This window comes from Aerococcus sp. NPDC058936 (genome assembly GCF_042741995.1).
Taxonomy (GTDB): Bacteria; Bacillota; Bacilli; order Lactobacillales; family Aerococcaceae; genus Aerococcus.
The window spans coordinates 39,360-53,692 of the sequence record NZ_JBHYKZ010000005.1; the positions used below are offsets into that span (position 1 = coordinate 39,360).

The following is a 14,333-nucleotide window of genomic DNA, read 5'->3' on the forward strand; positions in this document are numbered from 1 at the left end:
TCTAATTTCACTTTCAACATGTTGAGTGATTAAACTAAAAAAAGACTCCCTAACAGCCTTTACAACTGTTAGGGAGCCTTTTTTGAATATTATGGAGGTGAGGGGATTTGAACCCCTGTCCAAACACTCCGATTATACAACTTTTACCACTATAGTTCATTCTCGGATTCGCGCACTAATGGTGAATAAACAAACCACTTAGATTGCTAGTCTGATTAATCTCTTTTCCTTGCTCCAGACGGAAGCTTAGAACGTAACCTACTATAATAGGACTCGGAACCAACGCATAGGTGACGCCGGGCGAATCTTAGCTAGCTGTTATTAGGCAGCGAAAGCTAAAGTGTTTGTTTCTTGTTTGTCAGTTATATTTAAACTGGTAACGTTGTTGCGAAGCCGTAACCTCCGAGCAGTAGTCATACACCGGGCTATGCCTGTCGAATCCAATAACACCCCCGTAAATGTACTCTTTATAATATCACGAATTATACAAGAATGTCAAAAAATATGAGTCAGTATAATCTGGTTAGATGCTTTTGAGTATTTTATCATTAATAAGGGCTTTCATTTGAGCGTAAACACTTATATGTTATAATGTTTATATAATTTAAAGAAAGAGGATGATATCATGTCAAATGAAAACAAAGGTACTTTCGATAAAATTAAAGGTTCAGTAAATGAAGCAGTCGGTAAAGTTACTGGCGATAAAGAGCAAGAAGGTAAAGGTAAAGCCCAACAAGCTCGTGGTGAAGTAGAAGAAAAAATTAATGATGCAAGAAAATCTTTTGATGATGCCAAAGATGATGTTAATGGTCGCTTAGACGGCTTTACTAACAACGATGACGAAAAATAATTTTACTAGTTATTAGATTGAAAGGTGTGGCTTAATGGCTACATCTTTTTTATTCTTTCTTTTATATAATCTAATTGTTCAAATTTATACTATTTTTGATCAATATATACATCAATCCATTCTCGCTGAATGGCCTTCTTTTCTATATTTATTTGATTTAAACTTCTTCATCATCTACTTCAATATCTACTTTGGCTTTTTCTTTTTGTCAACAGCAGCAGTACACATAGCGACACCAATAGCTATCCCAAATGAGATACCTAAGAATATATTATTCATGGCAAGACCAAATATGAGACCGAATAACACGACAGATAAAATTGCGGTTTTCAGGTCCACTATATCTCCCCTTTTCTATCATGCCTGATTCAATCACCTAAATCTGTTTTTGATCTTATCGTCTTTTGCTTTTCTCTCCGCATAACGTCAGCGCTTGACCAGACCACAAGTCCAGCAGCAATTCCCACAGATACCCAACGCCCTATTTGACCTATGGCTATACCCAACGCAGCTCCGATTGCTACTCCAACACAAACGCTCATGTTCATAACTATCGACTCCATATCATTTCCCCATATATGATTCTTTAATTATATTTTATTGAGGAATTTTGGCAAAATAGTAATGATGTCTCCATATTGGCTTAATTAAGTAAAATTGAATTTTATTTCTATCTCTTCTTGGCTAAGTTCTCTCGTATAACGAACCTCCTTCATGGACAATTGGCCTGATTTATCCAAGGCGATAGCGGTTGTAGAAACTGTCCCAAAGTCTCCTTGGCCTTCGATAAAAATGCCTGATGCCTTTTTGGCCTAGTCTAGGATCAAAAAGCTAGGAAAATCTGTTAAATGAGGATTCGAATCGGTATTTTGAAAGTTTTTTAGTATTTAATTTAAATCAATTTCACCTTGCATTAAATGCGTTAAATCTTTCACCGACTGACTTTTCCGGTAGGCTGACAAATCATCGTAGGTGTTAGATATTGAATGAATACCTGCTGCATAATTAGTCAAGCTATCATCTACATTATTGTACATTTTAAGTTCTATTTTAGGATGAATTCGACCCAATAATAGATGATACCCTTCAAATTGGTTGCTATGTTGTCGTAAATTAGATACATAGTCAATTGCACTGATTTCCGACTCAAGATAGTCCGTAATTAGGAAACCCCGGCTAATTGGGTCAACTACATGGCGGTCTACAAAGGGGTAATTGGTTAAAGCTGCAAATTTCCCCGACTTAGAGAAGGCTAACCAAGTCCCGCCATGTTTCAAGTCACGGCCGCCAATAATGTCAGTAGATTCCGTCCATTCATGAATAGGTAAACTCGCCCTTGAATAAGCTTCATCGCGGTTTGCGGTCAGAACGAAAGGGTATTCAGCATCCGTTTGAATAGAAAAAGTAATTAAACACATAGGTAACCTCTCAATCCTTAAAATAAAAGCATGCCAAAGTAGGCGCACTCGCCTATTTTGTCATGCTTTTTATTGTTTTATGAAATATCTGAATGATCCAAATCTGTTTCTTGGTCATTGATTTCTTTACGGGCAAAGTGATCTGTCTGGTTAAAAGCTTCTAGGTGATATAAACCGTCTTGATATCTAACCACGGACACACTCGCATTATCTAGCATTGAATCAATTTCAAATTGTGGAATTAATTCATGAATCATATTACGGATAGTCATCCCATGACTCACAATTAAAATCGTTTGATCAGTTTCTCTGTGTTTTGTAATCACATCAATCAAACCTAACTCCACTCGCATCCAAAATTCCATAAAGTTTTCAGCATCGTGGTAAGGATCCATTTCTTTGAAGGCATTCAATTCTAAACGAACACTTTCATCTGAAGTTGCGCCAGTATAGGAACCATCTTTACCAGTAGCAATCTCTGTTACTTCATCCCATAACCCTCTTGCGTCTAAACCTTCAAAAGAACCAAAGAAAACTTCTCTAAACTCTGGGCGCTTCTCAATTTCAATACCTTTAGCAGTTGCCTTATTTTCATCTAGAATAAGTTCTGCTGTTTTCACCGTACGTTGTAAATCACTGGTATATACTGCAGAAAACTCAATATCGGCCAATCCACGACCACTGCTACGTACATCCTCTTCTCCGCGTGGCGTTAGTGGTGCATCAGCCCACCCCTGCATACGTCCATAATAGTTTAGATACGTTTCTCCATGACGCATGAAGTAAATCGTCACACCTTTTGACATGAATAAATTCCTCCTCAAATTACACTACTCTGGGTCTTATTGTACCATTTCTATAAGCCTGAAGTAATTTTTTTAACTGGGCAACTTGGTCTTCCAGTTTAACCCCTACATCGGTTTGGCGCACTTGTAATCGTTCTAGCTCTTTATCGATAATTCGGCGTGTAGATACGATATCCGTTTCATGTTCTACTGCATCCTCTATACTTGAAAATGGCTGATGGCTCACTAATAACATACCAAACGAATTGTATAATAAGGTATAACCCGCTAGACCTGTAGTTGGCTGATAGGCTTTTGAAAAACCACCGTCAATCACTAAGAGTTTACCGTCCGCTTTAACTGGGTCTTCACCCTTACGCTCTTTAACCGGTGTATGCCCGTTTACAATATGCCCTCGATCTGGACGAATACCAAACTCGGTTAAAATCAATTCAGCACACTTTTTGTCATTACGTAAAGTATAGTAAATATTTTTGGGCTCATGATGTGTTTCAGCATCGTCGATATAGTAACGCTCAAATGTCGTCATCTTTGTCTTTCCAAATAGAGACGACCCTTCACCTTGCCAGATATACCACATGTAATCCAAATCAGGGTTTTCATCCTCATTTGGTCCTTTAGCAGCAAAAGCTTGACGCATAGACGTTTCAAATTGATCCAACAATTCCCGTCCTGCGTATGAACGTCCGTGAATTTCAACCGCCTTAAATGACATATCTTCATTCATCGGAATACAACCGTGATATAACAGGTTTTCATTGTAGACTTTATACAATGACCCCTTACTATATAGGTAGGCAATATGCTTTTGCAGACGGTCTGAATTTAAGAATCCAGCTTGTAATTTCGCCATCACATATTCTTCATCTTCAGTGAGCTTGAACGGATCTGTTGGGTCTACCGTTGGGAACGTCGTATTCTTCAAGTTATGTTCCTTCCCATCAACGAGTACAGTCCCTTTTTCCAAGTCTAGTTTATCAAGGAATAGGCGGTTATCGGTTTGGAATTCAGGGTGGCGTTTAATGACTTGCGCTTCTAATTTAAATTGAATAATCGTGATTGCCTGCTGCATCTTGGCAATTTGTTTCACTTCTTCTGGAAAATGGTCTACCGTATCGTCAATCTTAGGCATGAATTCTGCGATAGAATCATCGGGGTATGTAGCCTCCGCGAAGGCCACCAAGGGTCTCAGTGAAATACCATAGCCATCCTCGATGATTTCTAAGTTGTCATAACGGGCACAAATCCGTAATACATTGGCGATTAAGACACGTGACCCGGAAGCAGCCCCCATCCAAATGGCGTCATGGTTTCCCCATTGAATATCGATGGATTTCTGAGCAACTAACAAGTCGATAATTTTATCGGGCGACGGGCCACGGTCATAGATGTCCCCTAAAACGTGTAAATGATCGACAACTAGTTCTTGCATCAATTCAGACAAGGCCTCAATTAAACGGTTTGCTGCCCCTAATTCGATCACATTTTGAATAATATTCCAGTAGTAAGACCCCTTGTTGGTCAAGACAGAATCCTTAAATAACAACTCCTCAAGGATGTAAGACATGTCTTTTGGCATCGCCTTACGAACCTTTGAACGAGTGTATTTGGACACAACAAATTGCCCTAACTCCACCATCCTAGAAATTGTTAACGTATAGAATTCATGCTCTTCCTCAATATCTGTAATATCCGCTAATACACGGTCTAGCTTCTCTTCTGGATAGTAGATAAGGGTTGCCAACTGGTTCATTTCATTCGTCGATAAACGGTTTTGGAATACTTCACGAATCTTTTCTTTTATATTCCCCGACCCATTACGTAATACGTGCGAAACAGCATCGTACTCGCCATGGAGGTCGCTAATAAAATGTTCTGTGGCTTTAGGTAATTCCATAATCGCTTCTAGATTAATGATTTCAGTTGTTACTGAGGCAATATCGGGAAATTGCTCAGATAGTAATAATAAATAACGTTTATTGTAGTCCATCACTACTTCACTCACTTTCTTTCAACCATCATATCATTTTTTCAGAAGATAAAAATTGCAATATTTCTATTTCTAACAAATTCATGATATTTTTTCAAAAAATTGGTTATTTTAGCCATTCTTACCTTAACTTTATCATTATATTAGATAATCCAACAACTTGCTATCATTAACTAGTGATAAAATAGCAAAAAAGCATACCCATAAACTTTACAGTTTTTCACATAGGTATGCTTCAAGATTACATTTTCAATGCTCGTTGCGCTTCTCGTTTCATATCTTTCTCTTTTAAAGCACGACGTTTGTCATATTTTTTCTTACCTTCAGCTACACCTAATAACACTTTTGCGTAACCGCGTTTAATGTAAACTTTTAGTGGCACTAAGGTATGACCTTCCCTTTGAGTCTCTTTTAATAACTTATTAATTTCAGCCTTCTTCAATAAAAGTTTACGCGGGCGTAGTGGGTCGTGGTTGAACATGTTCCCCTGCTCAAATTCGGAAATATGGACATTGTACATCCAGACTTCTCCGCGTTCGATTCTTGCGAAACCATCTTTTAAATTCAAGCGTGATTGGCGAACAGATTTAATTTCTGTTCCCGTTAAGACTACGCCACACTCAATTGTATCTAAAATCGTAAAATCATGATTGGCTTTTCGATTACGTGCAACGACGTTATCATCATTTTTCTGCACTTTCTTGCCTTTTGCCATTTAGTCACCTTCTAACTGTTCAAATCTTCTATTTGCGTTTACTTTGACGAATGACAAAGCTCCGTTTTTGATTTGATTTTTTGCTCTTACCATTGCTATTTTGCTTATTATTTTGTCCTTGACCGCCAGTCTTGCCGTTCTGTGGCTTGCTACCAGACTTTTTACTCTTCTGACCTGGTTTACCTGAGAGCTTGTTCTTATTCCCTTTATGAGACTTGCTAGCACCAGATCTGTCATTTCGGCGGTTATCACTATTTGAGTCTTTATCTTGTTGGCGTCTACGGCTTCTATTATTGCCTTTACGGCCCTTATTGTTGCCGCGACCACCTTTACGGTTACCTTGACGTTGTAAACCAGATGATTCACCGTTATCCTCACTCTTCACAATGACAAAATCAATGTCACGTGTATCCGTGTTAACGTCCATCACTTTTACAGTCACTTTGTCCCCAATACGGTAAGTTTTACCAGTATGCTCACCAATCATCACTAAGTGGCTAGCTACAAAGTTATAGTAGTCGTCTTTTAGCATAGAAATATGGACTAAACCTTCAACAGTATTTGGCAATTCAACAAATAAACCAAAACCAGTAACGGAAGAAATGATTCCTTCAAATTCCATGCCGATTTTATCCAACATAAATTCTGTTTTCTTCAAGCTATCCGTTTCACGTTCAGCATCCACACTACGACGTTCCATCTTAGAAGAATGTTCTGCGATATCAGATAACTTCATCTTCATCTTCTCTTGTTTATCTGCATTTGGACGCGCATGGCTTTCATAGAAGTGAATTGAACGGTGGATAATCAAGTCTGGGTAACGACGGATTGGTGATGTGAAGTGGGTGTAATCTTCAGCCGCCAAACCATAATGGCCGATTGGTTCAATATCATATTTAGCTTGCTGCATCGAACGCAGTAACATCATGGATACGACCGGTTGGAAAGTCTCTCCTTCAACCTCGCGCAAGATATTTTGAATATCTTTTGGCCGGATAGAAGATTTTGTCCCTTGTGGCACAATACCAAAGGCCGTCACAAATTCTAGGAAGCGTTGCATTCTGTCTTCATCCGGTTGCTCATGGACACGGTAGATGAAAGGCAATACTTTCTTTGTAAAGTGGCCAGCAACTGTCTCGTTGGCTGATAACATGAATGATTCAATCATCCGCTCTCCAACGCCACGGTCACGTACTTCAATCGCTTTAGGATGACCTTGATCATCAACTATAATTTTCGCTTCACGAGAGTCAAAGTCAATGGCACCACGACTCACACGTTTATTGTATAAAATCTCATGTAAAGCAGCCATATTTTCTAACATGTCAGTGATTTCACTGTATTTTTCCCGTAATTCTGGATCATTATCTGTGATAATGGCATTTACATCTGAATAAGTCATTCGGTAATCAGAGTGGATAATTGACGGATGAATATCATAATCAATAATACCACCGTTATGGTCAATTTCCATGATAGCTGTCATTGTTAAACGGTCCACATTTGGATGTAATGAACAAATACCATTAGATAGACGTTGCGGTAACATTGGGACTACACGGTCTGTTAGATAAACTGACGTCCCGCGTTCATAGGCTTCTTTATCCATTGCTGAATCTTCTGTCACATAATAAGATACGTCAGCAATATGGACGCCTAATTGATAGTTCCCATTTGGTAATTTACTTAATGAGATGGCATCATCCAAGTCTTTTGCATCTGCCCCATCAATTGTAATAGTTAACAGGTCACGATGGTCCTTACGTCCTTTTAAGTCATCATTTGAGATGGTGTCAGGCACTTCATTGGCATGGTCTAACACCTCATTTGGGAATTCATGCGGAATTTCAAACATGTTTAAAATGGCAAGTATATCTACACCCGGCTCATCTTTATGCCCAATTTGTTGGATGACGTTACCCGCAACTGCAAATGGGTGTTGGTCATCTGGATAATCTACTAGTTCGACAACCACAATTTCACCCTCTACTGGATGTAAGCCGTCTGGTTTTACTAAGGCGGTTAAGTTGTCTAAACCATGGTTTTGCGGTTTCACGCTACCAATAAAACCTGTTGACGTTTTATCATTATCATTAAAAGGCGTAAACTCACCTGTAAGGCGTGTCGTATGGCGCACTAATACTTCAGCGATTTCACCTTCAGCTGACTTGTCATTTGAAGGATTGGCGTCTCTGGTGATTTTTACTCGCACTTCATCATTTTGCAAGGCACCATTGGTTTTACCCTTACCGATGAAAATGTCTTTTTCAAGTTCATCAGTTTTGACGAAACCAAAACCACGTGCATTTTGGGTAAATACTCCTGTGTAATTGGCTTTATCTTGTTTGATACTTAAAGTACCTTTACTTGTAATGGCAATGTCTCCAGCTTGCTCTAATTTAGCGATGGTTTTCACCAAATCGGCAAAATCGTCTGCTTGGTCATAAGACAAGGCTTTGCTTAAAGTTTGTGCTGTGTAATTCTCTTCTGAACTTGCCAACTCGGCAAGGATTTCTTTTTTCATATAATTAATTTTTCTACTCACTATTTCACTCCCAATTTAGGTTGGTTAAATATTCTATTACTGTGTCTTCAAATTCGTGGTGGTATTTACCGACTGTGATTACATGCGTTGCTGAATTAAAGGCATTTAAATGTACGGGTGCAGTGGTAATGGCTTCTGCAAACTGCTCACCAGCGGTTGGATCAACTAATTCATCTTGACCAGAAGCTGCAATGTAGAATGGCACTTTCAATTCGTCAAGTCGTGCACTTAAATCACGGTTCACGGCATGTACACCGGTAAGGGTTGTATATAATTGTTGGGCTAATTTGTCGTCCGACTGGTTGATTTCTGCTTCGGTCTTACCAGCTAATTCTTGGACTTTTCGGGCATAGGTCATGAAAGATGTCGGGACATTGGAATCAGTAATAGCTTGATCTGTGACAATAGGTGCATTAAATACGCCACCACCAATTGTCGGATTATTTAAAATCACTGAAGTAGCCACAGTCCCACCTAAAGACAGACCAAATACTGCAATCTGCTTATAGCCTTTTCCAACCATAAAATCATAGGCATCTTGACCGTCTTGTAGCCATGCAGCTGGATTGCCTTCCTTAATTAAATCAAAGACGTCCATAGTGGCATGTCCTGTTAAATGAGGTGCATAAACAGTATAACCTTCACGATTTAACCGACGTCCCAACATTCGCACGTCGTTCGAAGTACCTGTAAAGGCGTGGAAAAGGATTACTGCCCTTTCATCACCTTCAAAGAAAAATGGTTTTGGAATTTTTGCTTGCATGCATATCCACTCTCAATCTTAATATATTAACATCATTTATACATAATGACTTCGCTATTCCATTGTAAGTTTTATTCGCTTTTAAATCAATTAATTGCGTTGCAATCAGCAAACGAAAGGTATAAAAATAGCGGTCCCCTTGCAGAACCGCCCAAATGTTATGAAGATAAGTTTGCTAATAGTAAGGCAATCACCATAAAGGCTACACCTAACATGATTGTAAATCGATTTAAGACAGCTTCAAATCCGCGTGCTTTTTTCTTTTTACCAAACATCGCATCGCCACCACCAGTTAAGTTACTTGCACTATTTCCTTTGGAAGGTTGTGCAACAACTACTAGAATTAGTAGAAAGGCGATAATAATTAGAATGGTTAATAATATATTATACAAAAGATACCCCTCCGTTTTAATGTCCTAGTTATTCTACCATAAGTAAGGTTGACATACAATTATGGGTAAACAAAAAGGCGACCGAAGTCACCTTTTCGATTTGTTTATTCGCCTTGGTTTGCACGCATTTCTTTGTATAGTTCCACTTCACTTGGTGAACAGTATACAAAGTGGTTTGGTGCGATTTCAACCATTGATTCGTCCCCTTTGAAAGGTTCATGGTTGTATGTAATACGTTGGCGGTTGCGTTCGTAAATTGGATCTGGCAATGGAATGGCAGATAAAAGACTCTTCGTATAAGGATGTAAACCATGATAATACAATTCGTCAGCATCAGCAAGTTCCACTATTTTACCCATATACATTACTGCAATACGGTCAGAAATGTATTTCACCATTGAAAGGTCATGGGCAATGAATAGGAATGTTAAGCCAAAGTCCTCTTGTAATTCTTCAAGCAAGTTGACTACTTGGGCTTGAATCGATACGTCGAGGGCCGAAATTGGCTCATCCGCTACAATCATTTTTGGTGCCACTGCAAGTGCACGTGCAATCCCAATACGTTGACGTTGTCCACCTGAGAACTCATGTGGGTAACGGGTAGCATGTTGTGGGTTTAACCCAACTTGCTCTAATAAATCAGCGACTTTCGCTTTACGTTCAGCTTTCGTCTTCACCAATCCGTGTATTTCTAGACCTTCAGCAATAATGTCTTCAACCTTCATACGAGGGTTTAAAGATGCGTACGGATCTTGGAAAATCATTTGGATGTCTTTACGGAAGTCTAGCATATCACGACGGTTTTTCAATGAAGCAATGTCTTTATCTTCAAAAATGATTTCACCTGAAGTTGGTTGGTATAAACGCATAACTGCGCGTCCGGTAGTTGTTTTACCAGAACCAGACTCACCAACTAAACCGAATGTTTCACCTTTGAAAATGTCAAAAGAGATATCGTCAATGGCGCGTACTTCACCTTTTGAGCCTTCATTGAAGTATTGTTTTAAATTTCTAACTTTTAAAATTGGTTCTTGCTCATTAGCCAATTGCGTCATCTCCTTCTTCTGTAGCAATTACACCTTCAGTATCAGCTGATGTAACCACTTCAGTATGCTCATCTAACTCAGCGCGAGGGACACCTTCGTTGTAACCTTCTGGCACGATACCTTTTGATAGGCTTTCGTAGATTTTGTAACGACGTTGAATTTCAGCTGGTGCTTCTACTACTGGTGCATCTGGGTGTAATAACCAAGTTGCAGCCGCGTGTGTTGGCGATATTTGGAACAATGGTGGTTCTTCCTCGTAATCAATTTCCATCGCGTATTCAGAACGTAAGGCAAATGCATCACCTTTTGGCGGGTCCAATAAGTCTGGTGGTGTACCAGGGATTGAAACCAGTTTACCTGAAGTATCTAATGTTGGCATTGAACCGATTAGTCCCCATGTATAAGGATGTTGTGGGTTGAAGAAGATTTCGTCAACATCACCGTATTCAACGATTTTACCAGCGTACATAACAGCAACACGGTCAGCAACGTTTGCAACAACACCTAAGTCATGCGTGATAAAAATGATTGAAGTATCAATTTTATCTTGTAATTCTTTCATTAATTCAAGAATTTGCGCTTGGATGGTTACGTCTAAGGCTGTTGTTGGCTCATCCGCGATTAAGACACGTGGGTTACAAGCCAAGGCAATCGCAATAACGATACGTTGTCGTTGTCCACCTGAGAATTGATGTGGATAGTGATCCATACGCTCGTGTGCTTTTGGAATACCAACTAATTCAAGTAGTTCTTCCGCTCTTGCGTAGGCTTCTTTTTTAGATTTATTTTGGTGTAAGATAATTGGTTCAGCAATTTGCTTACCAATTTTCATAGTTGGGTTTAATGAAGTCATTGGATCTTGGAAGATCATGGCGATATCCTTACCACGAATATCTTGCATCTCTTTTTCAGATTTCTTCAATAAGTCTTCACCGTTAAAAAGGATTTGGCCCCCTTTAACATCCGCGTTATTGGCTAATAAACGCATTACGGTACGAACAGTTACAGATTTACCTGAACCAGACTCACCTACGATTGCTAACGTTTCCCCATGTTTCAAGTCAAAGTTCACTTTACGAATGGCTTGAACATCTCCAGAATACGTTTTGAAATTTATTTCTAAGTCTTTTACTTCTAAAATGTTTCCTGTTTTATTACTCAACTCTGCTCAACTCCTTAATCATTCGTTTTTGGATCTAGAGCATCACGCAAGCCATTTGCTAACATGTTGAATGCAATCATGACGATACAGATTACACCCGCTGGGTACCACATTAAATGAGGCAAGAATCTAAATGTCTTGTACCCATCATTGATTAATGTACCTAGAGAAGCATTTGGTGCTGGAATACCTAAACCGATGAAACTCAAGAACGCTTCGAAGAAAATCGCAGACGGAATTGAGAATACTGTTTGGATAATAATGATACCTGACAAGTTAGGTAAAATGTGACGGAAAGAAATCTTCCATGCTGACTCACCTAAAGAGCGGGCAGCCAAGATGTACTCTTGGTTTTTAATTTTCATTGTTTGTGCACGGATTACACGAGCCATTGAAATCCACTCTGTAATCGCTAATGCGATAATAATTGACATGATACCTGGTTGTAATACTAATAACATTAGGATAACGATAACCAAGTTCGGTACACCTGATAGGATTTCTAAGAAACGCATCATGATGTTGTCAACACGACCACCATTCCAACCTGAGATAATACCGTAAGGTACACCGATAACTAAGTTGAACAAGGCAGCCATCATACCGATAAATAGCGATACACGTGTACCGTATAAGATACGTGATAATAAGTCACGTCCTAAAGCGTCAGTACCTAAGTAGTAGTATACGCCATCTGGCACATTATTAGCAGCGTATTGGTCAATCGCTGATCCGGCCACTTCTGATTTACCATCAAACCAAGCAAAGCTTTCCAATCCAGGAATCTTTGGTGGCAGATTGGCAAAAGCTACGTTTTGTGCATTTGGATCCGCAGGTGCAATCACTGGCGCCAAGATAGCAAGAATGACAACAATGATCAATACCACTAAGGATACAATCGCTACTTTATTTTTCTTTAAACGGCGCCAAGAATCTTGAAGGAAGTTCAACGATTCTCCAGCAATTTGCTCACGTTCAGCGACGTGGTCATGTTGCGTAGCTGGGCGGAATTTGTCAGCTGCAATTGATTTATATGATTGATTGTTCTCAGCCATCTTATTCCCCTCCTTCATTACTTACACGAATACGTGGGTCTACGATTCCGTATAACACATCTACAATTAATAACATTGACACTAACATGAATGAGTATAGAATTGTGATACCCATAATTGTTGGATAGTCATTTGTTTGGATTGATTTAACAAATTGCTCACCAATACCAGGAATTGCGTAGATGTTTTCTACTACCATTGAACCTGTCATCAAGGCAACTGTTAATGGTCCTAATAATGTTAATAATGGAATTAAGGCATTACGTACACCATGTTTGAAAGCTACGGCTGTTTTGCTTAAACCTTTCGCACGTGCTAATTCAATATAGTCTGAATTCAATACGTCGACCATTTCAGTACGGATGAAACGACTCGAATCGGCTAATGGCGAAATGGCCAATGCTAATGTCGGTAAGACTGTTGCTGCAAATGAACCGTTCCATAAAGCGATTGGGAACCAACCTAATTGTACGGCAAATACTAGTTGTAGTAATACCGCGAAAACGAAGTTAGGAATTGAACGACCCAAGATAGCCACGAATGTAGCAGTAGAGTCAATCCAAGTATTCTTGTACATAGCTGAGATAACACCTAGTATGATACCAAATGATGTACCGAACAAGATTGCTTGACCACCCAATTGTAATGACGGTCCAATACGGCTACTTAATAATTGAGTAACTGGTGTATTTGAGAATTGGAAAGATACACCTAAATCCCCTGTAAAAATACCTAACATGTAACGCGCGTATTGGACGATCACTGGATCATTCAAACCATAACGTTCGTTCATAATAATGATTTGTTCCGCAGATAACCGGTCCTCATTTTGGAAAGGTGTACCTGGAAGCAGTTTCATTAAGAAAAATGTAATTGTTGCAATTAGAAATATTGTTAAAAACATATAAAATACTCTTCGAAGTAGATATTTGTAATACGATTTCAAATTGCTTCACCTCCTATATTGTGTTAAATTATTGACATATCTGAAAGGATTTGATCTATCAATGATTTATAAACGTTGGAAAAGCATCCTTTTGCTTTTTGCCACGATACCGTTCATTATATCAATTTTTTTGCAAGAGGGTATCACTTTATTTTACTTGAGCAATTGCTACTTTTACTTGTCAGCGCCCTTTTTAATCCTTGGTTTATTCGGATTAATCTTTAAAGACGGGACTTTTGACCTGTTTCAATACAGTTGGCGCAAGTGGAAACCAAGTGTTTTCTCACAAAATAATTCAAAAAATGACGATGACTCTGAAAGAAATGTACAAACTTTGTCCCAATCAATTGGGAATTGGTATATCGGCTTTCTAAAAATCGGTGGTAGCTTATTAGCAATAAGTTTAATCTTCCTAATCGCCTATTACATTATATAGAATTACCCGGGGTGGACCAAATTATCCGCCCTTTTTATGATATGTTATACTAGTTATCATTACCATGAAACATTATATTCCTAATCATGTTATTTTTCTTACCTAACTTCTAGTAAGCAAAACCCTATCAACCCACCTTCAATTTGGTCTTAATCTGCGGTTGAGGGCTATTTTATTACCCAATTAGTATGATTGGGCTTCATAGGCTA

14 protein-coding genes and 1 other RNA gene are annotated in these 14,333 nt (G+C 38.9%); 2 read left to right on the plus strand and 13 right to left on the minus strand.

Translation table 11 applies throughout. The annotated features are described in order from the left end of the window. Positions 1-89 precede the first annotated feature (89 nt). Positions 90-454: a transfer-messenger RNA gene (ssrA, locus tag ACFW0C_RS05105) on the minus strand. 171 nt (positions 455-625) lie between these two features. On the opposite strand from ssrA, the gene ACFW0C_RS05110 reads away from it, so the two are divergent. Further along, complete coding sequence (locus tag ACFW0C_RS05110) at positions 626-850, plus strand: CsbD family protein (RefSeq protein ID WP_069286054.1); 225 nt, start codon at positions 626-628, stop codon at positions 848-850. 186 nt (positions 851-1,036) lie between these two features. Here the strand turns inward: ACFW0C_RS05110 and ACFW0C_RS05115 are convergent, their stop codons facing one another. From ACFW0C_RS05115 to opp3b, 12 genes are all read right to left on the minus strand, one after another. Next, complete coding sequence (locus ACFW0C_RS05115; protein ID WP_371430046.1) at positions 1,037-1,189, minus strand: hypothetical protein; 153 nt, start codon at positions 1,187-1,189, stop codon at positions 1,037-1,039. A 548-nt stretch (positions 1,190-1,737) separates the two neighbouring features. Next, positions 1,738-2,268: an NRDE family protein gene (locus ACFW0C_RS05120; protein ID WP_378105952.1), complete on the minus strand. Its 531-nt coding sequence runs from the start codon at positions 2,266-2,268 to the stop codon at positions 1,738-1,740. Between the two features lie 77 nt (positions 2,269-2,345). Then, the gene (locus ACFW0C_RS05125; RefSeq protein ID WP_378105953.1) at positions 2,346-3,074 is read right to left on the minus strand and encodes a histidine phosphatase family protein; all 729 of its coding nucleotides are present in this window, start codon (positions 3,072-3,074) and stop codon (positions 2,346-2,348) included. Positions 3,075-3,093: 19 nt separating this feature from the next. Further along, a complete protein-coding gene (locus tag ACFW0C_RS05130) occupies positions 3,094-5,064 on the minus strand; it encodes a fructose-1,6-bisphosphatase (RefSeq protein WP_378106135.1) in 1,971 nt (656 codons plus the stop codon). Between the two features lie 241 nt (positions 5,065-5,305). Beyond that, the gene (smpB, locus tag ACFW0C_RS05135; protein WP_378105955.1) at positions 5,306-5,779 is read right to left on the minus strand and encodes an SsrA-binding protein SmpB; all 474 of its coding nucleotides are present in this window, start codon (positions 5,777-5,779) and stop codon (positions 5,306-5,308) included. 28 nt (positions 5,780-5,807) lie between these two features. After that, positions 5,808-8,324, minus strand: coding sequence for a ribonuclease R (gene rnr, locus ACFW0C_RS05140; protein WP_378105957.1), 2,517 nt, complete (start codon positions 8,322-8,324; stop codon positions 5,808-5,810). 4 nt (positions 8,325-8,328) lie between these two features. Next, on the minus strand, positions 8,329-9,087 hold the full coding sequence (locus tag ACFW0C_RS05145) for an alpha/beta hydrolase (protein WP_378105959.1): 759 nt from the start codon (positions 9,085-9,087) through the stop codon (positions 8,329-8,331). Positions 9,088-9,245: 158 nt separating this feature from the next. After that, on the minus strand, positions 9,246-9,479 hold the full coding sequence (gene secG, locus ACFW0C_RS05150) for a preprotein translocase subunit SecG (protein WP_290489741.1): 234 nt from the start codon (positions 9,477-9,479) through the stop codon (positions 9,246-9,248). Positions 9,480-9,583: 104 nt separating this feature from the next. Next, positions 9,584-10,525 (minus strand): ABC transporter ATP-binding protein, encoded by a 942-nt coding sequence (locus ACFW0C_RS05155; RefSeq protein ID WP_378105962.1) that lies wholly within the window; start codon positions 10,523-10,525, stop codon positions 9,584-9,586. Further along, positions 10,518-11,687: an ABC transporter ATP-binding protein gene (locus ACFW0C_RS05160; RefSeq protein ID WP_378105965.1), complete on the minus strand. Its 1,170-nt coding sequence runs from the start codon at positions 11,685-11,687 to the stop codon at positions 10,518-10,520. The genes ACFW0C_RS05155 and ACFW0C_RS05160 overlap by 8 nt, the downstream gene beginning before the upstream one ends. A gap of 14 nt (positions 11,688-11,701) precedes the next feature. After that, positions 11,702-12,742, minus strand: a complete 1,041-nt coding sequence (gene opp3C / locus ACFW0C_RS05165; RefSeq protein WP_290489744.1) for an oligopeptide ABC transporter permease — start codon at positions 12,740-12,742, stop codon at positions 11,702-11,704. Between the two features lies 1 nt (position 12,743). After that, positions 12,744-13,688, minus strand: a complete 945-nt coding sequence (gene opp3b, locus ACFW0C_RS05170; protein ID WP_378105967.1) for an oligopeptide ABC transporter permease — start codon at positions 13,686-13,688, stop codon at positions 12,744-12,746. A 61-nt stretch (positions 13,689-13,749) separates the two neighbouring features. Between opp3b and ACFW0C_RS05175 the strand changes: the two genes are divergently transcribed. After that, on the plus strand, positions 13,750-14,124 hold the full coding sequence (locus ACFW0C_RS05175; RefSeq protein WP_378105969.1) for a DUF3899 domain-containing protein: 375 nt from the start codon (positions 13,750-13,752) through the stop codon (positions 14,122-14,124). Positions 14,125-14,333 lie beyond the last annotated feature (209 nt).

Coding starts and splice junctions, on each gene's coding strand:
- ACFW0C_RS05110 (WP_069286054.1), top strand. CDS start 626: ATGTCAAATGAAAACAAAGGTACTTTCGATAAAATTAAAGGTTCAGTA.
- ACFW0C_RS05120 (WP_378105952.1), bottom strand. CDS start 2,268: ATGTGTTTAATTACTTTTTCTATTCAAACGGATGCTGAATACCCTTTC.
- ACFW0C_RS05125 (WP_378105953.1), bottom strand. CDS start 3,074: ATGTCAAAAGGTGTGACGATTTACTTCATGCGTCATGGAGAAACGTAT.
- ACFW0C_RS05130 (WP_378106135.1), bottom strand. CDS start 5,064: ATGGACTACAATAAACGTTATTTATTATTACTATCTGAGCAATTTCCC.
- smpB (WP_378105955.1), bottom strand. CDS start 5,779: ATGGCAAAAGGCAAGAAAGTGCAGAAAAATGATGATAACGTCGTTGCA.
- ACFW0C_RS05145 (WP_378105959.1), bottom strand. CDS start 9,087: ATGCAAGCAAAAATTCCAAAACCATTTTTCTTTGAAGGTGATGAAAGG.
- opp3C (WP_290489744.1), bottom strand. CDS start 12,742: ATGGCTGAGAACAATCAATCATATAAATCAATTGCAGCTGACAAATTC.
- ACFW0C_RS05175 (WP_378105969.1), top strand. CDS start 13,750: ATGATTTATAAACGTTGGAAAAGCATCCTTTTGCTTTTTGCCACGATA.